At 65.5% G+C, this 23376-nt stretch carries 12 protein-coding genes and 2 pseudogenes; 3 read left to right on the top strand and 11 right to left on the bottom strand.

Annotated features, from left to right (window positions below):
* Positions 1–85: 85 nt before the first annotated feature.
* Positions 86–982 (top strand): annotated as a pseudogene (locus HWX62_RS12805) (NAD(P)-dependent oxidoreductase); the annotation flags it as partial.
* A 49-nt stretch (positions 983–1031) separates the two neighbouring features.
* Positions 1032–1534: pseudogene (locus HWX62_RS12800) on the top strand (NUDIX hydrolase).
* Positions 1535–1708: 174 nt separating this feature from the next.
* Here HWX62_RS12800 and HWX62_RS12795 read toward each other — a convergent pair.
* On the bottom strand, positions 1709–2302 hold the full coding sequence (locus HWX62_RS12795; protein WP_175928871.1) for a 2'-5' RNA ligase family protein: 594 nt from the start codon (positions 2300–2302) through the stop codon (positions 1709–1711).
* A gap of 154 nt (positions 2303–2456) precedes the next feature.
* Here HWX62_RS12795 and HWX62_RS12790 point away from each other — a divergent pair, with 154 nt between their 5' ends.
* A complete protein-coding gene (locus HWX62_RS12790; protein ID WP_175928869.1) occupies positions 2457–3074 on the top strand; it encodes a 3'-5' exonuclease in 618 nt (205 codons plus the stop codon).
* Positions 3075–3555: 481 nt separating this feature from the next.
* On the opposite strand, the gene HWX62_RS12785 is transcribed toward HWX62_RS12790, so the two are convergent.
* The 10 genes from HWX62_RS12785 to HWX62_RS12740 all read right to left on the bottom strand — a co-directional run bounded on the left by HWX62_RS12785 (position 3556) and on the right by HWX62_RS12740 (position 23332).
* A complete protein-coding gene (locus HWX62_RS12785; protein ID WP_175928867.1) occupies positions 3556–3804 on the bottom strand; it encodes a phosphopantetheine-binding protein in 249 nt (82 codons plus the stop codon).
* Positions 3798–5021: a beta-ketoacyl-[acyl-carrier-protein] synthase family protein gene (locus tag HWX62_RS12780; RefSeq protein ID WP_175928866.1), complete on the bottom strand. Its 1224-nt coding sequence runs from the start codon at positions 5019–5021 to the stop codon at positions 3798–3800. Before HWX62_RS12780 ends, HWX62_RS12785 begins: the two co-directional genes overlap by 7 nt.
* An 80-nt stretch (positions 5022–5101) precedes the next feature.
* The gene (locus HWX62_RS12775; protein WP_175928865.1) at positions 5102–6028 is read right to left on the bottom strand and encodes a hypothetical protein; all 927 of its coding nucleotides are present in this window, start codon (positions 6026–6028) and stop codon (positions 5102–5104) included.
* Between the two features lie 2 nt (positions 6029–6030).
* Entirely contained in the window at positions 6031–7524 is a 1494-nt protein-coding gene (locus HWX62_RS12770) for a hypothetical protein (RefSeq protein WP_175928864.1), read from the bottom strand.
* Positions 7521–8780 carry a hypothetical protein gene (locus HWX62_RS12765; protein WP_175928863.1) on the bottom strand — a complete coding sequence of 420 codons (1260 nt, stop codon included), beginning with the start codon at positions 8778–8780 and terminating at the stop codon, positions 7521–7523. The genes HWX62_RS12770 and HWX62_RS12765 overlap by 4 nt, the downstream gene beginning before the upstream one ends.
* Positions 8781–9353: 573 nt before the next feature.
* Entirely contained in the window at positions 9354–11465 is a 2112-nt protein-coding gene (locus HWX62_RS12760) for an HlyD family efflux transporter periplasmic adaptor subunit (RefSeq protein ID WP_175928862.1), read from the bottom strand.
* Between the two features lie 39 nt (positions 11466–11504).
* Complete coding sequence (locus HWX62_RS12755; protein WP_175928861.1) at positions 11505–12914, bottom strand: HlyD family efflux transporter periplasmic adaptor subunit; 1410 nt, start codon at positions 12912–12914, stop codon at positions 11505–11507.
* Positions 12915–12921: 7 nt separating this feature from the next.
* On the bottom strand, positions 12922–13716 hold the full coding sequence (locus HWX62_RS12750) for an efflux RND transporter periplasmic adaptor subunit (RefSeq protein WP_244136036.1): 795 nt from the start codon (positions 13714–13716) through the stop codon (positions 12922–12924).
* 38 nt (positions 13717–13754) lie between these two features.
* Positions 13755–15341 (bottom strand): TolC family protein, encoded by a 1587-nt coding sequence (locus tag HWX62_RS12745; RefSeq protein WP_244136035.1) that lies wholly within the window; start codon positions 15339–15341, stop codon positions 13755–13757.
* 23 nt (positions 15342–15364) lie between these two features.
* Positions 15365–23332, bottom strand: coding sequence for a DUF4347 domain-containing protein (locus HWX62_RS12740; RefSeq protein WP_175928859.1), 7968 nt, complete (start codon positions 23330–23332; stop codon positions 15365–15367).
* Between the last annotated feature and the right edge of the window lie 44 nt (positions 23333–23376).

Raw genomic sequence — 23376 nt, 5'->3', positions numbered from 1 at the left:
ACGCGGCTTCCGCGGTCGCGCGGGCCGGATGGCGGGCGTATGAAAACGCTGCGATACTGACGCCCACGATCGTCTCACCCACCGTGGGAGCCGTACCATGCAAACCGCAGTCGGATTCATCGGCCTCGGCGTGATGGGCACGCCGATGGCGCTCAATCTCGCGCGGGCCGGCACGCCGCTCGTCGTGTGGAGCCGTTCGCACGGCAGCGACGACGCGCTGCGCGCCGCCGGCGCACGGGTGGCCGAGGGCATCGACGACGTATTCGCGTCCTGCCGCACCGTGATCCTGATGCTCGCGAACGACGCGGCCATCGATGCCGTGCTCGCACGCGGCACGGCCGCCTTTGCCGCCCGGGTCGGCGGACACACGATCGTCAACATGGGCACGAATGCGCCCGAATACTCGCGCGCGCTCGCCGACGAAATCGCCGCCGCGTCCGGCCGCTACGTCGAGGCGCCGGTATCGGGCTCGCGCAAGCCGGCCGAAGCCGGTCAGCTCGTCGTGATGCTGGCCGGCGCACCGGACGACGTCGATGCCGTGCGCACGCTCGTGAAGCCGCTGTGCCGCGACAGCTTCGTGTGCGGCGACGTGCCGTCGGCGCTGACGATGAAGCTCGCCGTCAACCTGTTCCTGATCACGATGGTCACCGGTCTCGCCGAAGCCACGCATTTCGCGCAACGTCACGGTATCGAGCTCGCCCGCTTCGCCGATGTGCTGAACGCCGGCCCGATGGCCAGCGACGTGTCGCGCGTGAAGCTCGGCAAGCTCGTCGCGGAAGACTTCTCGGTGCAGGCCGCGATCACCGACGTGCTGAAGAATGCGCGTCTCGTCGCCGAAGCCGCGCGCGGCATCGGCATCGCGTCGCCGCTGCTCGACATTTGCCACGCGCTTTACGCCGAGACCGAGCAGGCAGGACATGGCGCGGCAGACATGGTCGCCGTGATCCGCGCGATCGAACAGCGTACCGGGGACGTGCGATGAGCCGCGTGCCTGCCCACGCGTTCGTTCGCACCGACGGGTAGACACGCCCATGTCCACCACCGGCACGTCCGCAACCGGCACGTCCGCAACCGGCAACGCTACACCCTTGCGCCCCGTCCCAGCCGTGATCGGCATCGTGCTGCGCGAACGCGACGTGCTGCTCGTGCGCCGCGCGAATCCGCCCGATGCAGGCTGCTGGGGCTTCCCCGGCGGCAAGATCGAGCCGGGCGAGCCGCTCGCGGATGCGGTCGTGCGCGAGATCGCGGAAGAGACGACAGTCGACGTGGAGGCGCTCGACGCCTTTACCGCACTGGACGGTTCGATTACGACGCGCACGGCGCCGTGCGCCAGCATTTCATCATGGTCGCGGTGCTGTGCAGATGGTTGCGCGGCACGCCGGCCGCCGGCGACGATGCGCTCGACGCGCGCTGGTTCGGCATCGACGCACTCGACCGCGACGATTTGCCGATGAGCGCGGGCGTGCGCGACGTCGCGCGACGGGCGATCGAGCGAGCGGCGGCGCTGGCCAACGCGCGTCCGCCATCCGCCTGATACACCACCGTCGCTTGCACATCGCCGCGACGCGCCCGCTCCATCGCGGGGCTGGCTACCCGCCGAGTGCCGGATCGTCGCACACCGAACCACGATCGACATCCGCCGATCCACCTGAAGCCGTCGCGTTTCTGCCGCGCGTGCCGCTCGATCCGGGGCAGCGCACTTGCGGCATCAAGATCGTCCCGATGCACTGCCGGTCCCCAACGGCCAGCGCCCCAACACGTCGTAGTGCGACTTGCCGAGCCAGCTATCGATCAGGACGAAGTCGAACACGGTCCACGTAATCGGTTCGATCCTGTACTCGTCGGGCCTCTGTGCGCCATACAGCAGCGTCACGTGCGGGGTGAAACTCGAGGGAAAAACAGGCACGCCGACCCGTTTCAACGCGTCTCGCAACTGCCGTCGAAAATCGATCACGTCTTCCAGACCGGCCTTCCCCATCAGCACCAGCGGCTGACGACCGGGCCGCCCGTTGAAGCTGACGATCTTGTCGAACCTCACCGGGAAAGACCGCACATCGATGCGGTCCGCGACCGCGCGAGCCCGTGCAAGCTTAGCGTCCGGCACGTAAGCGAAGTCGCCCAGCGAGCCCAGCGTGATATGCAGACGCTCGGTGCCCACCGGCCTGTCCTTCTTCAGCCGCATGTTATCGGCCATGCCGGCAATGCGCACCGCCGTGGCCGGATCCGGCATCGCGGCGAAAAAGAAGCGGTGCACGGGAACCGGCGGCGGCACATCGAATCCGGGTAGCGTCAGTTGAGTCACGGCAACATGTCCGACTGGCCTGGAGCGGGATTTTCATTATCGTCAATCGGCAGCCAGCCCGCTCGCCGCGCGATGGATTCGCCGTCCGCGCGCCCGAAGATGCTACCCTCTCGGCCACACTCGACACCCTCCGATGAAGCAACCGAATTCAACCATGCAAACCGTCGCGGTACTGGACTTCGAAACAACCGGCCTGTCGCCGAATCTGGGCGACCGTGCGACCGAAATTGCCGTCATCCTGCTGCGCGACGGGCAAGTCGTCGACCGTTTCCAGAGTTTGATGAATGCCGGCCGACGCATCCCGTCCGATGTCGTTGCGCTCACCGGCATCACGAACGACATGATCGCGGCGGCGCCACCCGCGTCCGAAGTCATGAAGGAAGCGGCCGCGTTCGTCGGCAAGCATGCGGTCGTGGCCCACAACGCCGGTTTCGACAAGCGCTTCTGGCAGTCGGAACTGGGGCTGCTCGGCATGGCGGCCGACCATGCGTTTGCGTGCACGATGCTGGTGGCGAGACGGATCTATCCGGACGCCCGCAGTCACCGCCTGTCGAGCCTGGCCGAGATGCTGCGGCTGCCGCAATCGGGCCGTGCGCACCGCGCGATGGTCGATGCCGAGATGGCCGGGCACCTCTGGTGCCGGTTGCAGCAGGATATTTCGCGCACTTATGGGCTGGATCGGATCGATCACGCGCTGATGTCGCGGGTTCAGGTGACGACCAAGGCGAAGGTGCCGATGTATCTGCGCTCGCTCGGGCGGGCGCACGCGTGACGAATTCCGTCCACGAACGGCAACGCAGCACTGACTGACCGACTTCGCGCGTTCACGCAAAACGGCGTGGCAATTGCCACGCCGCTTCTCCGGGAATGAACATTCGCCAAAGCTGCAACGCTCCCCCGGGATGAGCGGCGCCCATTCATCCGACCGAGAACACTGAACCGGATCACCTGTCGGGAGCCGCCAACCGCTGGGCACTCACCTCCGCCAGCGCGTCGACGACCTCGACGATTTGCCTGCCTGAAGCGTGGTCGCCGCTGTGCTGAGGTCGATGATGGGCGCGATAGGGGCCGCGCACAGCACCGCCCCGGTCGGAAGCCTCGGCAATCCCGGACTGCGCCGTAAAACCCGCTTTCCCGGGAAGCCTTCTACCGTCAAGGTAACGGCTGGCAGCGAACGTCATGCGGCATCACGTATCACGTAACGGCTATGCGAACGGCGCCTCACATTCGATCACCGCCCGCCACGACAAGTGTCAGGTCAATGAGCGAATCAAATACGCCTGAATTTCTCCGACCGTGCGCAATGGCGCCAACGCGGACTGATTGAGTTTGATACCCAGCCCCTCCTCGATTGCCACACCGAGATCGATGGCATCCAGGCTGTCGAGATCAAGATCTTCTTTCAGGCGAGCTTCCGGCACGATCGCATTTACGTTCAACTCGAACACCTCGATCAGGACGCGTTGAACGATCGCCTGAATCTCAACGGGATTCGTCACCATGGTGTGGCCTCCAAAACAAGACTTGCATTCGTACCGCCGAATCCGAACGAGTTCGACATGATCGTCCGCACGCGTGCATCGCGTGCCTGCCGTACGAGGTCGAGTGCCGAGCACGCGGGATCCGGTTCGACGAGATTCGCGTTCGCGGCGATGAATCCGTGCTCTGCCATCAGCAGGCTGTACGCGACCTCCGATGCACCGGCCATCCAGCACTCATGCCCGGTCATCCCCTTCGTCGACGACACCGGCGGCCGCGCGTCGCCGAACACGTCGAGAATCGCCGCAGCCTCGGCAACGTCCCCTGACGGCGTCGCAGTTGCATGCGCATTCACGTAGTCGATGTCTGCGGGTACGAGGTCCGCATATCTCAGCGCGTCGCGCATGCAGCGCCGCGCGCCCTCTCCGTCCGGCAGCGTCAGATGCCGGCCGTCGGACGAGAATGCGTACGAACGCAGGATTGCACGCACGCGGGCCGAGCGTGCCTGCGCATGTCGCAGCGATTCCAGCACCAGCATCGCGCCGCCTCCACTGGGCACGAGCCCGTCGCGATTCGCGGAAAACGGCCGCGATGCCTGTGCCGGCTCGCCGCTCCATGTCGAAAAGGCGCCCAGTCCGTCGAACGCGCACATCCCGGCCCAGTTCAGCTCCTGCACGCCGCCGACCACGACGATGTCCTGCCGGCCGCTTTCGATCAACATGCTGGCCTGTCCGATTGCATGAGCACCGGACGAGCACGCGCCGGACACGGTCCAGCACGCGCCCTTCGTCCCGAGGAGAACCGACAGACACATGCTCGCGGACGAATTCATCGCCTCGACCACCGCCGACGAGCCGAGCAGGCGCGTCGTACCGACATTGCGCGTGTCGTCGCATGCGCGGCGCACCGCATCCGCACTGGAGTCGTTTCCAACGATTACGCCGGCTTCCGGTCGACGCAGCGCGTCGCGCGACAGTGCCGCATCGTCGAGCGCCCGCAGCGCGGCGACCGCGCCGTACAACGCGGGCTCCGCCATCCCCCGTCGATCCTTCCGGCTCAGCCTGTCCGCCGGATCGAACCCGGTGATCGCCCCCGTGAGCGCGCACTGAAAACCGAGCGCCTCGCGCTCCGGGTCGCGCACCACGCCGCTGCGCCCCTCGCGCAATGCCGTGGCGACGGTATCCAGGTCTTGCCCGAGGCAAGAGACGATACCAATGCCGGTGATGACTACACGTTCCATGGTTCGCGTCCAGATCCCGCTGCATGCATGGGTTGTTCAAGCCGGTCGGGAAGCACCATGCACGTGCCTCGGTACGGTTACTATTCGACCGCCCAACTGAGCTCTGCCACCGACAGACTGATCGGCGATCCTCGTCGCGGGCTGACCTCTCCCGGGTTCAGTGCGTCCGGCTTCCACTCGCGCGTCGGAAGGTTCAGCTTCGGAATCGCGATACTGGTCGAGCCGGCGGCGCGCTTCGCGCCGATGCTCTCGAGTTGATCCTTCATGAATTCACGGGCCTGCGTCTGCGCTTTCTTCACTTTCCCTGAAGCAGTGGCATCGACGTTGCTCGCAAGCGCGGGCGCGGTAAAGTAGTTCAGCGTGAAGGTACCGGCCGCAATGAGCGCGGCCTTCACGATATCCTCGATCGCGACCCCCGAAGCCAGCGTAACGGCACCGTTCTTGTCCTTCACGACGAAGGTGTTAATCGCGTCGAGTGCCACCTTCACGCGCGCTTCGTCAAGCGCGGTATGCGCCTTCGAGAAGCTGGACTTCGACGGTATCCATATTCCCTTGCCGGCAGACGTGGGATGCTGCATTTCACTGAATCCCAGTACCGTATCGCCGCCCTTCAGCTTGAAGCCAGACCAGCGCGTCGGGAGCCGGATGCTGGAAAACCCGTCAATTGCCGTTTTGAGCCGCGCCATCTCCCCTTTGCTCAGCCCCGCCTTTTCGAGTCCGACCAGCAGGTCGGTAATCAATGACGTGCGAACAATTTCATCCTGCGCGTCCCAGATGCCACGGTAGACGACGGGAAAGGTCTTTTTCATCCCCGCCTTCATGTAGTCCTCGAGCTTGGCGATCTTGCGCTTCGGATCGTGCGCCTTCAGCACGCGCGTCTTTGACAGGATGCTGCCGCTACCTGGTTTCTTGATTGCCGAACGGACGGTACGAATCGCCAGCGCGGTCTTTGCGACCCGCTCCTTGGCGGAATACCGTTTCAGCGATTTTCCATACGAGTGCGGCACGTTCAGGACACGACGACGGCAGCGAGGCAATAACGCGCTGTGTCCGCCGGCACACCGGCTTCGCTCGCCGACACGGTCACCACCACGGTGTTCAGTCCTACCACCAGGTAATCGCTGAAATCCTCCGCCATGTAGTCGGTGGAGCGCAACGTGATATCCGTACGGTTTGCCATTCCCCCGGCACCCTGTACCGCGTCGACGTACTGCGCGGGCAACGCCGCGCCGTTGACCTCGATATTCACCACCACGCCGGTCGGATCGAGCTTCCAGTGTTTCAGATAGAGGGTGATCTCGCCGACCGTTTCGAGGACCTTGAACGCCAGCGTATACGTCGCGTCGTTCTTCGCGACGTCGACGATCATGCCCGGGCTGAATCCTGGCGCGACGCACAGCAACGTATTGGTCGGCGACATCACGACCAGCGGCACCGAACCGTCTGCGGGAAAGCGCGATGCCGGCAGTTTGTCGAAATTCGCGCTCGCGTCGTTACGGCCAGGCACGATCGCATCCAGCGCCAGACATTCGAGTTGCCACCAGCTCAGCGCGAGCGAAGTGGAATCGGTGGTCGACTGCCCGAGCGATGCCGCGAGCGAGTACGGCGGTGCGTCCCCGGTACGTTGGTGCGAGCCGAGCACGTAGGCCGTATCGATATCGAACGACAGCAGCGGTGTCGTGACGTCGACGTTGAACTCCGACGGCATGAAGCTCCAGTCGGCGGTAAATGTGAAGTCGGTGCCAAACTGCGAAAGCTGCGACGGCGGCAACACGCAATCACCGACCAGCATCCGGTCGACGATCGGCTGCGGCAGATCGATGTTGCCGGTGCCGTCGGCGCTTCGATACTGGAGGATATCCCACGGGTATTCCTGCGCGCATACCCAGGTCGTCTGCAGATTTTCGCGGTTGACCTTCGCGTAAATCCCCCAGTCCTTGATGCTGTACGAATCGGCGATACCGTTCTGCTGCGACGCACTGCTGCCCTGCGCAGTCGTGCGCTCCTGACTGTTGGCCGACGTGTACGCGTGGTCGTAACTCAAGCCGATCGACAACAGCGGCGACTCCATCATCCAGCCCGCCTGCACGTCCACACCGAACGAGTTGGTCTGTGACGAACTCGAGCCGACCGACTGTTGCGACGAGTTCGTCTGCGTGTTGTCCGTCACGTCGCTGCGGGACGTCGTGATCGACGAATTCACGGTGATCGGCGAATAGTTCAACAGCTTGAAATTGGCCGACTGCGACGATGCGCTGCACGTCAACGACTTGGTAAAGCTGAACATGGCCGGGTAATTCATGTACGAGGTCACCGGCCCTGGATTGATATTGAAATCCTGGCTGTTATAGATCGATACCTTCAGCACGGTCTTGATCAGATAGACCGGCTGCGTCTTCAGGTTGATGGTCGAGATTCGCTTGACGACGAACACCTTGAGGCAAACGTAGCCGTTCCCGTTCAGCGAATATCTCAACTCCTGTGCATGGATCTCCGGGGTCATGAACGAACCTCGATCTGCAGCTCGCTGTTGGACGGGGCCTTGTAGTTGCCGGGCATGAGCTGGGGTGGCGTACCATAGGCGGCGCCGGGCGCGCCATTCGCGCCTGCATTGCCCAACGCACCGGTATTGCCGTTGGTGCCGTCGGAACTGCTGTGTCCGCCGCTGCCGCCGGTTCCGCCGGCACCACCCTGCCCCGCCAGCCCGCCTGTACCACCTTGTCCGGGCGCCGCTTGCTGGCTCATGTACGTGTAAAAATTCGCTGACTGTTGGGACGGATTCAGGTTCAGGTAGATCGTTCCACCATTGACGCCGTTTCCGCCGTTGCCCCCATTTCCACCATTGCCGCCTGCTCCGCCGTTCGCACCATTGCCACCGTTGGTGCCCTCGCATCCGGCATTGCAGCCATTTCCGCCGTTGCCTCCCTGCTGGCCCGTGCCGCCATTGCCGCCATTTCCTCCGTTACCGCCGGTACCGGACATGCCGAATACGACGAGAGGCGCCTGCGGCGAAGCGAAATTCGCAATGTTGATGTTCGCAACGACGCTCGCGACGCCATTCATTCCGTTTCCGCCCGCGCCGCCGTTGTACCCGGCGTTGCCGACCGTACCATTGCCGCCGCTGCCCGACCCCGTGCAGACCCCGGGCGATGCCGGCGACGAATTCTGACCGTTGGGCGCCTGCGATTGCGTGCCGCCGTTCGCCCCGTTCGACCCTGGGCCGCCGGGCGAGCCGAGAATCCCGATGTGATACGGCCGGGAGCCCGACGACTCGATCGTCAACTGCGACGTGACCCAGAGCGTAAAGTTCGTACTCTGTATCACGTACGATCCGCCGTTGAAAATCAATTCGTCGCACGCGATGTAGACCGGTGGCGACCCCGGGTTCACGACGTAGTCGCTTGTCAGTTCGATTTGCGACGACGCCACCATCCGGATTTCCATCGGGAAGCGTTTCTTGAAAAAGGCACTCCCGATCGACGTATCGAGATTCGATACGCCGCACGCATAGGCAGAGAAATGCTTCAGTCCCGCTTCGTACGAATCGGGGGCCTCCCCATTCAGCGCCATTGTCTTTGCAACAACGTCGTACGTTTCCGGTGTCGCTGGAATCGCGAGAAGCTTTTTCATTTCCTGCGGTGTGGAAACGACAATCGTCGCCGCAACGGTTTCTCCGCGCGAAAGTCTCTCGACATCGAGCTTGAAATTTTTCGCGAGGGTGAGAAGTGCCTGACTGGGGGCAGTCTTGTTCGTCGACATGGTCTCTTCGCTCCGTCTCGTTTGTTTAAGAAATAAACGTCGTTATTTTCTCTGCATTGGAGACAATAGGATACGTTTGAGAGATCGACAAGATAATTCTCAAATCGCTCGAGGCAATTGGACGCAGGTGATTTTTTGCATTTACAGCAAGATTAAGCACCCGCACAAAAACACAGCCACCCAATATGAATCAATGACTTACACGCGAAATTAAACGTATCGCACCTTGATCATCAACAATATAACGAGGCAATCTCACAGTCCTCGTCAATAATTCATTCGATTGTTATTCATTTCGTATCCGGTCGCGCCACACGCTCCAAAACATTACATTTTTATTTCGACGACCTGTACGTTCACCGGAACATTCCGCGGGCAGGAAAAGGGCGTTCCGGCGCCAATGTCGCGAATGGGGCCGCTCGGGGTTTGGGGAACACACGACAGGCTGTGCCGTCGGCCGGCCCGTCAGGCAGGATCGGGAATACGAAGGGTGATCGGCCGGGCTCGACAGCCGACGCCATGCCGGTTGACGCTGCCGCCCGGCGGGCCGCGCGTCCGCCGATGTCGCAATACCTACGCGCCGCTCTCGCGCACGACCACCGACGTCAACCACGCGAGCATGCGCCACGCGAGGCTTTGCCGCGCGCCGCCGATCGTCGCCGTGCCGACGATCTCGCGCGGCCACGCTTCGTTCTCGGGACAATCGCCTATCCGCACGCGATAGGTCGCCGCGAGCGGCACGAGCTGATGCGTGCCCGGCTGCAGTTGCACGGGCAGCGGACCACCATAGACGCTTGCAAGCGCCGGCGCGTCGAGCGTGGCGACATTGACGCGATCGATCGCACTGACCCGGCAGTCCAGCGCGTCGAATTCGGGTAGCGATGCAACGAAGCTGATGCGGTCGCCGGCCGAGATCCGCATCGCATCCTCTTCGCCGACGAATGCTTCGCCCTTCACGCCGGCCGGCCCGACGACGTCGAATGCATGCTCGCCGCGTGGCAACCACGTACCGGTCGCAAGTGTGCCATCGGTTTGCACGACGCCGTCGAACGGCGCGCGCAGCGTCAATTGCGCAACTTGTGCCGCGAGCCCCGCAACGGTTTCATGCGCCGCGTCCGAGCGACGCTTTAACGCGACACCCTGTTCGAGCAACCGTGAGTCGAACGGTTGCTGCTCGAGCTGCCAGCGCAGCAGTGCATCGGCAACCCGTGCCGCCTGCAGCCGATGCGCAAGGTCGGGCGAGGCAAACACGGCCAGCACGTCGCCCGCGCGCACGTGCTGGCCATCGCGGGCGATCGGCGCATCGCCTGTCACATACGCGGCCTCGGGTACGTAGAGTCCCTGCGCGCGCAGCGGGCCGACCACGGCAGGCGCGCCGATCCCGCCATACCAGGGCAACACGAGCAGCGCGATCGCCGCCACGCCGACGACGGCGGTGCGCCGGGTTTCGCGGCGCCACCGCAGCGCCGAGCGACGCTGCCAACACGCCATGCTCTCGCGTACGATCGGCCGCGCGATGAACCAGCCAAACTCGATGCCGAACAGGACCAACCCGAGCGCCTTGAAGAAGGTGTGGTAAACGACGAGCGCGATCGAGAAAAACACGACGAGCCTGTAGAGCCACGTCGCGAACGAGAACGCGATCAGGAAACGCCGGCGGCGCGGTGCGCAGGGCTCCGGTTGCGGATCGCCGAAACCGAACAGCCGCTCGCGCATCCACCAGCGACCGAACGCGAACGCGCGGTCGTGCAGGTTCGGCATGTCGAGCCAGTCCGAGAGCAGAAAATAGCCGTCGAAGCGCATGAACGGGCTAGCGTTGATCGTCAGCGTGCCGATCCAGGTCGTCGTCGCCAGCAGGAACGCGCCTGCGCGCATCGGCCCGTCGGGCAACACGCTCCACGCCAGCGTCGCGAACGCGGCCAGGACCAGCTCGGTCAGCATGCCGGCCGCGCCGATTCGCAATCGGTTGGCGCGGCCCGGTACTTTCCACGCTTCGGTCGTATCCGTGTAGAGCACCGGCACCATCACGAGCAACGCGATTCCCATCGTCGGCACGCGGCAGCCGTACCGATATGCGGTAAACGCGTGCCCGAACTCGTGCAGGACCTTGGCACAGCCTATCGCGATGCCGATCGCGACGACGCCGCGCAGGTCGGCATAGCCGTGGAACGTATGAACGAACTCGTCCCAACGGCGCGACACCAGTACCAGGGCCGTGAGCGCCACGAGCGCAACCACGCCCCAGAACGCGGGCCGGTACGCGATCTCCGCATGGCGGGCGAAGCGCCGCAGGAACGGCATCGGTCGCCACAGCGGGACGCGAATCATCAGGTAATGTTTGAGCAGCCACATCGCATGCGAAAGCCGGCTCGCCGCCGCAGCGCCCGCAAGCCGGCCGGTATCCGCCGCGCTCGCCGCGACGAGAAGGTGCTGATGATGCAGCGTGCGCACGAGCGATTCGACCTCGTCGATCGTCACGTGCAGCGTCGTTTCCGCGTTGACCGACGCGACGATCGCCTGCGGGTCGCCCAGTGACCAACGCGAGAGCATTTCGAACGCGGGCCAGCCAATCTGGAAGAACCGGTGGGCCGCCGGGTCGTGCAGCATCCAGGTCGGCGCGCCGTCCGGCGTGGAGGCGCCGCGCGTCAGCGTCAGTTCCTGGCGAAGAGGCGGAAGACGTGACATCGATGCGCCCGATTCCGTGAAAGCGGTGGCCACGCGCAGCTACCAGCCGAGCCACTGCCGCGCCGTCGCGAGCGGTCGGCGCAGCAGGTAATAGGCAAGCGGCACCCAGCGGCCGTGAATGCGCGCGGTGCCCATCATGCCGAGCGGCGGCTTCGCCGTGCCCGCGAACGTCGCTTTCACACGGTAGGCGACGACGCCATCGGGCGTCGGTTCGGCGCGGTAGGCCACGGTATCGATGCGTGCGTCGTACGCGTCGAGCGGCGAACTCTTCGGATATAGGGTCACGGTCGCGCCGGGCACGACGTCGACATTGTCGGCGACGGGTACATACGCGGTGAGTTCGACGTGCGCGGGATCGGCGAGCAACATCACTTTTTCGCCGATCGACACCGCCTTCCCGTTCCAGTCGTTCGGATCCGAGAACACAGTCACGCCAGCGCGCGTTGCCGTCACGCTCACGCGCGCGAGTTCGCGCGCCGTGTAGTCGAGCTCGACCGCGCTCTGATCCAGTTTGCCCTTGCGTAATGCCATGTCGAGCCGGTCCTTGTCGTCGGTTACCGCAAGCTGGGCGGTCTGGCGGTACTCCTCCTCGGCCGTCGCGTAATTCTTGTTCGCGAGCGCATAACGCGACGCGAGCGCCGTCGAGTCGAGCGCGAACAATGGCGCCCCCGCGGCGACCCGTTGATTCGGTTGCGCGAACAGATGATCGATGACGCCGTCGAGCGGGGCGCGCACGACGAACGGATCCTTCGGCGTGACCTCAGCAGGTGCAAGCACCGTCAACGGAACCGGCACGACCAGCGCGACGGCGACAGCGGCGAGCGCGCGGCGCCGCTGCTTGCCGGCGCGCAGCGCGAGTTGCGCGCGCTCGAGCCATGATTCCCGCGGCGCGAACGCCGCAAGCGCATGGGTCCAGACACGGGCGAGTTCCGCGAGCAGCGCTTGTTCGACCGGCGCCCATGGCTGCTCGCGCGCAAACGCGACACCGCCCAACGAACGGCCAGCCCGATCGACGAGCGGCACCCACAACGCCTGTGCGGGCCACCAGGTGGCCCAGTCGTCCGCAAGCGTCGCCGGCAGGCGGCCTGCGTCGAACGCATACGGAAATGCGGACGCGCCGCCCTCGTCGCCGGGGAGCGCCGAACTCGGCGGTTGTTCCGGCGCCCCTGCTGGCCGCGACTGCCGTTCAAGTGTGCGGCAGACTTCACCGAGCCATTGCACGTACGGCGTGCCTGGATCGCTCTGCGGCAAGCCCGACACCGCCGCGACCGCACCCGGCAGGGGTCCCGGCGCCCGCCACCACGCCGCCTGGCGATACGGCACCAGCGACAGCGACTCATTGACCATGACGAAGCCGAGCGTCTCCTCGCTCGGCGCCTCGCGCGCGCGGGCGGACAACTGCCAGAGAACGGCGATCGCATTCGCGTCGACCTGCAGTGGGGCATTCATCTTGCGACTAGCGGGTAGCGCCGGCGAACCTCGCCCAGCCACTCATGCCCGGCAGCAGCTCGGGTGGGCGGGCGGATAGCGCGGCGGTGACGTCGACAGTCTGCGTGACGGGATCGACGCGTGCGCCGATTCGGGCGACCGTGGCCGGATACGTCTTGCCGACCTCGTCGACGGAGACACTCAACGGATGGTCCGGCTTGAGCCACGCGAGCCATTTCGACGGCACGATCATCTTGAGTTCCAGGTGACCGGTGTCGACGATGGTGAGAATCGGCTTGCCGGGCTCGGCGAACTGCTGGGCCGACGCGCTGCGCTTGACCACCCGTCCGTCGAACGGCGCGGAGATCCTGCACTTACCCACCGTCGCCCGCATGTACGCGACCTCGGCGGCGCCGGCTTTCGCCTTGGCGTTGGCCTGCTCGACATCGACCGCCCCGATCGAATGCAACTCCAGCAGCCGATCGTTGACGCGCTTCAGTTGCCCGGCGGCTTCCGCCTCGGCTTGCGCCTTGTGCAGTTGCGCCGCGTAGAGCGAGCAATCGAGCGAGACGAGTGTCTGCCCCGCGCGGAATGCATCGCCGTCGCGAAACGGGAGCGATGCGATCTTCGCACTGATCTCGCTCGAGATATCGACCTGATCGCGTGCGACGAGCTGAACCCGGATCCGGCCGTCGTCGTCAGCGTGCGCGACGGTCGGCGCCACCACTGGTACACCCGGGAGTGCGCCCGGTGTGGCCATCGTCCGCTGCGCAGTCGCACCGCCCGGCGTCCCGGCCGCCCAGGCATCATGAGCGGCCACCATCAGGACGGCACTCCATAGCCCTGCCCTGCACCATCGATTCATTGCGTCGTTACTCCGTCCGCGTGGCCGAATTGCGCCCAACGCGCTTGCTCGGTATCGATCGATTGCTCGATCGATTGCAAATCCGCATCGCGCGCAAAGGACGGCACGGGATCGAGCCCGAGCGTCGCGAGCAGTTGACCATATGCGCTTTCGAGTTCGCCGTAGCTCTGATACAGCCGCAGTTCCGACATCATCGCGGAGGTTGCGGCGCGAATCTCCTCGAGCCTGCCTTGCGCGTTCGCGATCGTCGCGTTGTGCGTGTGCTGCAGTATCTGACCGTCGACGTCGTTGATCTGTTTGAACAGATCAAACTGCCGCTGTCTAGCGCCCAGTTCCGCGCGCGCGACGTGCACTTGCGTCAGCACGGCCATCGACAGCGCGAGGCGCTGCGCATGTGCGACGTCGAGTTGCGCCTTGGCCGCGCCGCGAATGTTCTTCGCATTGAGCACGTTCAGCAGGTTCCAGCTCACGTTGATGCCGGCCGCGCGCCACGCGTGATAGACTAGGAAGCTGTTGCTGTCGTAATGCGCCCCCAGTTGCAGCTCGATGCCCGGCAGCAGCTTCGCGATCGCCTTGTGCGTCTCGTTGACGCTGATGCGCTCGTTGTAGCTTGCCTCGACGAGTTCCGGGCGCCGTTCGAGCGCCGTTTGTTCCATGCGCTCCATCGGCATATCGAAGCTCGGCACCACGAAACGCTCCGGCGGCGCGAGCAGGAAATCGGTACCGGGCGCGATGTTCATCAGCGACGCGAGGCGCGGCTTCGCTTCGTCGAGCTGGTCGCGCACGGCTTCGAGCTGGCGCATGATGTCGAGCAGCGCATGCTGATAGGCGAGCGTGTCGAGCGGCGAGCGCAAGCCTTCGAGCTGCGACTGGCGCGACGCGGCGAGCGCCTGTCCGGCCTGTGCAAGCAGCGGGCCGACGCGCGATGCCATGCGCTGCGCGCCGACGGCCTGCCAGTACGCCTCGCGCACCTGCTGCATCATCAACTGCACGACCTTGCGCCGGCGTTGCTCGACGACGAGTACGCGATCGGCCTGCTCTTTCGCCTCGAAATAGCTGACGCCGAAATCGAGCAGGTTCCACGAGAACGACAGATCGGCCGTACGATCGTTCTTGTCCGTCGAATACGACGGCGGCACGACCTGCGTGTCCGTGAAGAGCCCCTGCGACGACGATGCGAGCGGGCGATTGCGTGTCGTGTAGCCGGCCTGTGCGGTCAGGCGCGGCAACATCTCGAAGTTCGCGAGATCCAGCTGCTTTTCCGCAAGCGCCTCTTCCATCATCTTCAGCCGATGGTCGAGGTTGTAGCGGATCGCGCGCGCCATCGCCTCCTGCAGGGTGACCGGCCCGGCCAGCGGCGGCTGATTCGCGAACATCGCGGCGCGGTCCTCGCGCACGGTCTGCACGCGCTCCGCGTCGGTAAACGGCGTCGGGTGAACCGCGCAGCCCGACAGCCAGACCATGGCTGCCGAAACGGCGAGCAGTGACACGCGCGGCAGGCGCGGCGAACGCAGCCCGGGCACGGCGCGCGCGGCAAGGACGGGCAACGGCATCACTTCGACAACGGACGTTTGTGATCTCATGGTTATCGGCGCTGGACGGGAATTCATAGACGACGCACCGCGTCGCCGGGAGGCGGCACGTGCAACGCGGCACGCGCCTGCGCAAACTGATGATCGAGCGACGGCTTGCCCGGCGGCCGTATCGCATGCGCGGCCGTCGGCCCGGCGCCCTCCCCGGCGGCATGTCCGGGTCCGGCCGGATGAGCGGCGCGATGCGCGTCGCCGTGTGCATGAGGCGCCAGTACGATCTCGCGACGGGTCGCGTGGCCGGACGCGTCGCGCGTCTGGATGAAGACGTGCAGCTCCTGCGTGCCCGGCGGCAGCTTGCCGCGCAACACCCCATTGGCCGCGTCGTAGCGAATCCAGCCCGGCAGTGACCGGCCGTCTGCGAGCCGTACCGTGACTTGCGCGCCGCCGTGCAGTGCGTCCGACGGCGGCAGCAGCGTCGCCACGTCGATCGAGAACGGTTCGTCCGTCGCGATCGGGAACGACATGTCGGGCAACGGCAGCGGCGCGTCCAGCGGCATCGCGGCGAGGGTTGCGTCGAGCGCCGCGAAGTCGAATCGCGATACCGTAGTGCGGTTGACCAGGAGCGCGTCTCGCGGGGCGGCCGGATCCTGGAACGTGATGGTCGGGACCACCGGCACCGATCCGATCCGCGGCGGCGCTTCAAGCTCCTGCAGCACGTCCGGCGGCGCGGTGTTGTCCGAACCCGCCAACCCGGCAGGCGATGCCGGGCCGGGCGACGCGATGATCGTCGGCTGCTCCCGCACGTTTGGTACACCGCCCGACGGCCCCGCGACGACCGTCACTGTGGTCGACACGGGGACGCTACTCTTCACGCCGTCACTCACCGTGAACGTTACCGTTCGGCTGCCTGCCGCATTGAGCGCGGAATCCGCATAGGTGACCGATTGAAGCGCTGCGGTCCATTGCGCGAGCGTCGCCTTGCCGCTGGAGGAGGTCAGCGTCAGTACTCCGGTGGCCGCGTCGTAGCGCGCGCCGATGTCCCCCGTCGCGGCGCTGCCAGCAAACGACAGCGTATCGTGCGCCGCATCGAAGCCGCTGCCGATCGACACCCGGGCCGACGTCAGCGTCGCGTCGTCGCGGTCGCTCAGCGCGACCTGTGGCGCGACCGCCACAGGGACCGGATTGGATGCTCGCGCGACATACGTTGCGTTGCCGCCGACGCTCAGGCGCGGCGTCTGGTCGGTATCGGCCACCGTCACGCCGCGCGTTTGCACATCGCTGGCCGTGCCGTTGCCATCGGTCACCGTGAAACTGACCACGCGTGTCGTGGTGTCCGGCGTGACCGCCGTGTCGGTATAGGTGATCGATGCGAGCGCCGCCTGCCACTTCGCGAGCGTCGCCGTCCCGCTGGCGGACGTCAGCGTGAGCATGCCCGTGCCCGCGTCGTAGCTGGCCGTGATGTCGCCCATCGTCGAACCATCGTTGCGGAATGCGAGCACGTCTTCGCCCGGATGAAAACCGCCCGTGATCGCCACCGTCGCGGAACGCAGCGCAGTGCTGCTGCCATCGCTCAGCGTCAGGCCGGGAGACACCGCGACCGGCGTCGATGCCGTGTTGTCGCCCGCGACGAAGACAGCCGCTCCCGCGCCGGTGTCGACATGTGGCCGGTCGAGCACGGTCACGGTCGTACGTGCCGATGCGCTCGTCTTTGCACCGTCGTTCGTCGCGAACGTGATCGTGCGATCGCCGAAGTGCGTGCCGCTGGTGGCGAACGTCACGTTCGACAGCGCGCGCGCCCACTGCGCGTCGGTCGCCGTCGCGCCGACGGATGCAAGGGTGAGCACGCCCGTGGCCGCGTCATACGACGCGGAAATGTTGCCGAACGCACCTGCATCGGCGTTCGTGAACGCCAGCACGTCTTCGCCCGGATGGAAACCGCCCGCAATCGCAATAACGGCCGACGACTGCGTCGCATTATCGAGATCGGTCACGCTCACGCCCGGATTCACGACCGTTGCCGATGCACCGGTCACGTACGACGCCGTGCCGCCCGGCATCGCCACGATCGGTGTCTGGTCGGTATCGGTCACCGTCACGGCCCGCGTCGCCGTATTGCTCGCGATCGCGCCGGTATCGACTGCCGTGAAGGCAATCGTCCGGGTTGCGTCATTCGGTGTGACGGCAGTATCGGTGTACGTCACCGAGGCCAGTGCGCTCTGCCATTGCGCGAGCGTCGCGGTCGCCCCAGCCGACGTCAGCGTCATTACCCCCGTCGCCGCGTCGTACGACGCGGCGATGTTACCCATCGTCGCACTATCGTTCGCGAACGACAGCACGTCTTCTCCAGCGTGAAAATTGCCGGTGATCGCGACGGTGGCCGACGCAAGCGTCGGTGCGCCGGAGTCCGTCAGAGCGAGTCCCGGGTCGATCGCGACGGGCGTCGGTGCCGTGTTGTCGCCGGCGACGAACGCGGCCGACCCGGGATCGGTCGCGATATGCGGCGGCCCGATCACGTAGACGGTATCGCTGGCCGCGACGCTCGTCTTCGTGCCGTCGCTGGTGGCGAAGGTGATCGTGCGGTTGCCCGGCGTGGCGCTGACGCTCGTCGAGAACGTCACCGCGCGCAATGCGCTCGCCCATTGCGCATCGGTTGCAGTCGCTCCCGACGACGTGAGGGTGAGCACGCCTGTCGCCGGGTTGTAAGAACCGACGATGTTGCCGTAGGTCGACGCATTCGTATTGACGAACGTCAGGGTATCGCCGCCGTGAAAACCTGCCGTCACGGCCACGGTTCCGGACGACTGCGTCGGGTTGTCGAGATCGCTCACCGAGATACCGCCGTCGATTTGCGCCGCGGACGTGCCGGCCACGTAGTTCGTGGTCGCGCCCGTGGTCGTCACGATCGGCGTCTGGTCGGTCGCCGTCACGGTCACCATGCGTGTCGCCGTGCCGCTGATGTTGCCGCCGCCATCGACGACCGTGAAGCCGACGGTACGCGTCGCCGTGCTCGGGATGATTGCCGTGTCGGTGTACGCGACCGCCTGCAGCGCGCTCTGCCATTGCGCGAGCGTGGCCGTCGCACCGGCCGAGTTCAGCGTCAGTACGCCCGTCGCCGCGTTGTACGCGCCCACGATGTTGCCCATCGTCGAGCCGTCGTTGACGAACGCCAGCACGTCTTCGCCACTGTGGAAGCTGCCGATGATCGCAACCGTTGCCGACGCCAGCGTGGCGCTGCTCCCGTCGCTCAGCGTCAGGCCGGGATCGATCGCCACCGGCGTGGACGCCGTGTTGTCCGCCTCCACGAACGCGGCCGAGCCGGCGTCGGTCGTGATCTGCGGCGGCGGGGTCATGGCCACCGTATCGATTGCCGCCGCGCTGGTTTTGGTACCGTCGCTCACCGCCGTCGAAATCGTGCGATTGCCGTACACCGTGCTCGTACTCGAGAAGGTCACGGCGGACAACGCATGCGACCACTGCGCGTTCGAAGCGACTGCGCCGGCCGACGTCATCGTCAGTACGCCCGTCGCCGCGTCGTACGATGCGACGATGTTGCCGAACAGCGTTGCGCTCGTGTTCGTGAAGCCCAGCGTGTCGCCGCTGTGGAAGCCTCCGGAGATCGATACCGTTCCGGCCGACTGCGTCGAATTGTCGAGGTCGCTCACCGCCATCCCGCCGTCGATCGTCACCGCGGACGTGCCGCCCACATAGCGGGTCCCGCCCGTGGTCGCCAGCACCGGCGATTGATCCGTGCCCGTGACCGTGACTGCACGCACCGCCGTATTGCTCGTATAACCGCCGGTGTCGACCGCCGCGAAGCTGATCATCCGCGTCACGGTGTTCGGCGTGACCGCGGTGTCCGTATACGTGACGGACTGAAGCGCGCTCTGCCATTGCGCGAGCGTGGCGGTCGCGCCGGCCGAGGTCAGCGTCAGTACGCCCGTCGTCGCGTTGTAGGACGCCGCAATGTTCCCGTACGTCGTGGAGCTCGTATTGACGAACGCGAGCACATCCTCCGCACTGTGGAAATTGCCCGTGATCGCGACCGTGGCCGAGGCCAGGGTCGCCGAGATCCCGTCGCTCAGCGCGATGCCCGGATCGATCGCCACTGGCGCCGATATCGTGTTGTCTGCCTCCACGAACGATGCCGAGCCGGAATCTGCGGTAATCGTCGGCGGCCCGAGCACGCTTACCGTATGCAGCGCCGCCGCACTCGTCTTGATGCCGTCGGTGGTCGTGAACGCGATCGTGCGGTTGCCCGGCTGCGCGCTCGCACCGGCCGAGAACGTCACCGCCCTCAGGGCATTGGCCCATTGCGCATCGGAGGCCGTGCCGCCCGACGACGTGAGGGTCAGCACGCCAGACGCCGCGTTATACGAACCGACGATATTGCCGAAGGTCGTCGAGTTCGAGTTGATGAACGTCAGCGTGTCGCCGCTGTGGAAACCGGTCGTCACCGCCACGGTCCCGGAGGATTGCGTCGTGTTGTCGAGGTCGCTCACCGAAATGCCGCCGTCGATCGTCACGGCGGACGTCCCGCCGACATAATTCGTCGTACCGCCCGTCGACGTGACGATTGGCGTCTGGTCGGTGTCCATGACCGTGATCGTGCGCGTGGCCGTGGCGCTCGCATTGCCTGCACCGTCGAGCACGGTGAAGCCGACCGTGCGCGTTGCGGGGTTCGGTGTGACGGCCGTATCGGTATACGTGACCGATTGCAGTGCGGCCTGCCACTGGGCGAGCGTCGCCGTCGCCCCGGCCGAGGTCAGCGTCAATACGCCCGTCGATGCGTTGTACGATGCGATGATGTTACCCATCGTCGCGCCATCGTTGACGAAGCCCAGCACGTCTTCGCCGCTGTGGAAGCCGCCGGTGATCGCAATCGTCGCCGACGCGAGCGTGGCGGCACTGCCGTCGGTCACCGTCAGGCCCGCATCGACCGCCACTGGCGTCGACACCGTGTTGTCTCCCGCCACAAACGATGCCGCGCCCGCATCGGTCGTGAGCTTCGGCGGCGCCGTCATCGCGATCGTATCGGTCGCCACGGTGCTCGTCTTCACGCCGTCGCTCGTCGAGAACGAAATCGTCCGGTTGCCATAAGTCGTGCTGGTACTCGAAAATGCCACGGTCGACAGTGCGTTCGCCCACTGCACGTCGGTGGCCGTCGCACCCGCGGAAAAGAGCGTCATCACGCCCGTCGCCGAGTTGTACGATGCACCGATATTGCCGAACAGCGCCGAACTCGTGTTCACGAAGCTCAGCGCATCGCCGCTGTGAAATCCGTTCGCGATCACGACCGTGCCCGACGTTTGCGTCGAGTTGTCGAGATCGCTGACCGAAACGCCACCATCGATCGTGACGGCCGGTGCGTTGCCCACGTAGCTCGTCGTACCGCCCGTCGTCGTGACGATCGGCGTCTGATCCGTGTCCGTCACCGTCACGGTGCGCGTGGCCGTATTGCTCGTGTTGCTCACGCTGTCGACCACGGTAAAGCTGACCGTGCGTGTCGTCGCGTCGGGCGTCACCCGCGTGTCGGTATACGTGACCGAACGCAACGCAGCCTGCCATTGGGCGAGCGTCGCCGATGCGCCCGCGGACGTCAGCGTCAGTACACCCGTCGCCGCGTTGTACGACGCGGTGATGTTGCCCATCGTCGCACCGTCATTGGCGAAAGACAGAATGTCCTCGCCGCTGTGGAAGCCGCCCGTGATGGCCACCGTCGCGGATGCGAGCGTGCCGGTAGCGGTATCGGACACCGTCAGGCCCGAATCGATCGGCACCGGCGTCGACAGCACGTTGTCTCCGGCGACGAATGCCGCCGAGCCAGAATCCGTGGTGACTTGTGCCGAACTCACGACGCTGACCGTGTCAGTCGCGGCGACGCTCGTTTTCGAGCCGTCGCTCGTCGCGAACGAGATCGTGCGATTGCCGAGCATCGTGCTCGTACTCGAGAACGTGACCGCCGACAACGCGTTGGCCCACTGCGTATCGGTGGCACTGGCACCCGCCGACGTAAGCGTCATGACGCCTGTCGCTCCGTCGTACGACGCAACGATATTGCCGAACCGTGCCGGGTCGGTATTCGCGAAACCGAGCGTATCGCCACTGTGGAAGCCACCCGATACCGATACCGTGCCCGACGCTTGCGTCGTGTTGTCGTGATCGCTCACCGAAATGCCGCCATCGATCGTCACGGCCGCGGTGCCCGGACGATAGATCGCCGTGCCGCCGGTCGATGCGACGATCGGCGTCTGGTCGGTGTCGGTCACCGAAATCGCCTTCGTCACGGTGTTGCCCGACGTATGGCCGTCGCTCGTGATCTCGAAGCTGACGGTTCGCGTGGCGGAATTCGGCGTCACGGCCGTATCGGTGTACGTGACCGCGCGCAGCGCGGCTTGCCATTGCGCGATGGTCGCCGTGCCACCCGACGAGGTCAGGGTCAGCACGCCGGTGATCGCGTTGTACGTCGACGAAATGTTGCCGTATGTGGCGGCGCTCGTATTCGTGAATCCGAGTACGTCTTCGGTGGTATGCAGGTTCCCCGTGATCGCCACGGTCGCGCTCACCGCCGTAGTCGAATTGCCGTCGGTCAGCGTGATCCCGGTGTCGACGGCCACCGGCGTCGACGCCGTGTTGTCGCCGGCCACGAACGACGTGGCGCCGCCCGTGGCGGTAAGCGTCGGCGGTGACGACGGCGCCAGGTAAACGAAGTTGTCGAGCGTCGGCGACAGGTACCCGCCGTCGTTGCTCGACTCCACGAGCTTGATGCTCTTGACCTGGGAGAACGCCGCATTTCCGGACAGGTCGACGTGAAACACGGAACTGCTGCCATTGTGGGCAATATCGAGCACGACGCTGCCGATGATGTTGCCGGATGAGTCGAGTGCCTGGACCGTCACTTTCGAGCTCAGGAAGACATCGATGTCGAAGCTCTGTACCGCCATCAATGCGCCGTCTTGCCGCTGGATCGTCAGCGACGACATCTGCGTGCCCTGTACGTTCACGATGAACTCGCCGCCAGCGCCGCTCGCGGGAAGCGACCCGTTGACTACGGAATATTCGACCGACCGATCGCCCGTATAGACGAGACCGTCGAGCGTGGTGGACGCGACAGCCGTCGTACCGGTGTCGAATCCGACCTGGCTGTCATACGTCTCGTCAAAGACGGACAACACGTGATCGAACTGTTGCTCGGCCGATGTCGAGAAGACCACACCGGTATGCACGTCGCCGACGTCGTACTCAAGTGTCCAGTTGCCACCCAGCGACGTCGCACCCGTGACGTCGGTCGATGCCGCCACGTTCAATCCGGTCAACGTGGCGACCTGCTGCACGAATGCCTTGCCGTCCGCATTCTGCGCCACGTCGCACCCGTAAATCAGAAAGTCGCCGCCCGGCTTCATCGCCGCGCCGATTTGCGCGAGCTGCGCACCATACGCCGACAGATCGGCCTGATCGAGCCATGTACTGCCGATCTGCACTTCGCCATTCGCCCCATGCGAGACGAGATGGATCGCGCTCATGCCCGGGTGCGCCTGCAGATACTGCTCGATTTGTGCGAGCCCGTCCTTCGTCGCATCGAGTACGACGACTTGCGTGCCCGGCGGCAGCCCCGCGACAAGCGTTTGATAGTCAGCGACGTTCGCGTTGACGAACACCACCTGATGGTCCGTCGGCTGGCCCCCGGCTTCCGCAAGCCCGTGCACCACGCGCATCGCGGCCGATTCGGTGGTGTGAACGGCACCCGTGCCGGCCACCGCGGCCGGTGTGTCGCCGTGCGCCGCGTGCGACGGTGCCGCGCCGCCTTGGGCGCCGGCCGCCGGTGCCGCGTCGGGCGACGCATTGGCGGCGTGCGCATCGACGGCAGCGGGATGCGCGGCCGCAACGGCAACGGCGCCCATCGCGGCAACCGACCCGTCGTAGACGATGCGCGGTTCGAGCGCGACAATGAGCGGCGCCGGCAGCGCGACGGGCCGATTACGCGAACGCGGATCGGACGCGCGCATCGCGGCAAAAAGCTTCGAGAGGCTGGCGGCGAATTTCATCGCTCAATGTCCTTGATTGCGTGCCGCTCGCGCGGCACGCGCAC

The sequence above is a fragment of the Burkholderia sp. BCC0506 genome (assembly GCF_902833145.1).
Taxonomy (GTDB): Bacteria; Pseudomonadota; Gammaproteobacteria; order Burkholderiales; family Burkholderiaceae; genus Burkholderia.
Note: the sequence above shows the minus strand (reverse complement) of the source record. Positions and strands in the feature narration are given on the sequence as shown.

Excerpts from the sequence above, each read along its gene's own strand:
- HWX62_RS12790 (WP_175928869.1), top strand. The coding sequence starts at position 2,457 with ATGCAAACCGTCGCGGTACTGGACTTCGAAACAACCGGCCTGTCGCCG.
- HWX62_RS12785 (WP_175928867.1), bottom strand. The coding sequence starts at position 3,804 with ATGGTGACGAATCCCGTTGAGATTCAGGCGATCGTTCAACGCGTCCTG.
- HWX62_RS12780 (WP_175928866.1), bottom strand. The coding sequence starts at position 5,021 with ATGGAACGTGTAGTCATCACCGGCATTGGTATCGTCTCTTGCCTCGGG.
- HWX62_RS12770 (WP_175928864.1), bottom strand. The coding sequence starts at position 7,524 with ATGACCCCGGAGATCCATGCACAGGAGTTGAGATATTCGCTGAACGGG.
- HWX62_RS12765 (WP_175928863.1), bottom strand. The coding sequence starts at position 8,780 with ATGTCGACGAACAAGACTGCCCCCAGTCAGGCACTTCTCACCCTCGCG.
- HWX62_RS12760 (WP_175928862.1), bottom strand. The coding sequence starts at position 11,465 with ATGTCACGTCTTCCGCCTCTTCGCCAGGAACTGACGCTGACGCGCGGC.
- HWX62_RS12755 (WP_175928861.1), bottom strand. The coding sequence starts at position 12,914 with ATGAATGCCCCACTGCAGGTCGACGCGAATGCGATCGCCGTTCTCTGG.
- HWX62_RS12750 (WP_244136036.1), bottom strand. The coding sequence starts at position 13,716 with ATGGTGGCCGCTCATGATGCCTGGGCGGCCGGGACGCCGGGCGGTGCG.
- HWX62_RS12745 (WP_244136035.1), bottom strand. The coding sequence starts at position 15,341 with ATGAGATCACAAACGTCCGTTGTCGAAGTGATGCCGTTGCCCGTCCTT.
- HWX62_RS12740 (WP_175928859.1), bottom strand. The coding sequence starts at position 23,332 with ATGAAATTCGCCGCCAGCCTCTCGAAGCTTTTTGCCGCGATGCGCGCG.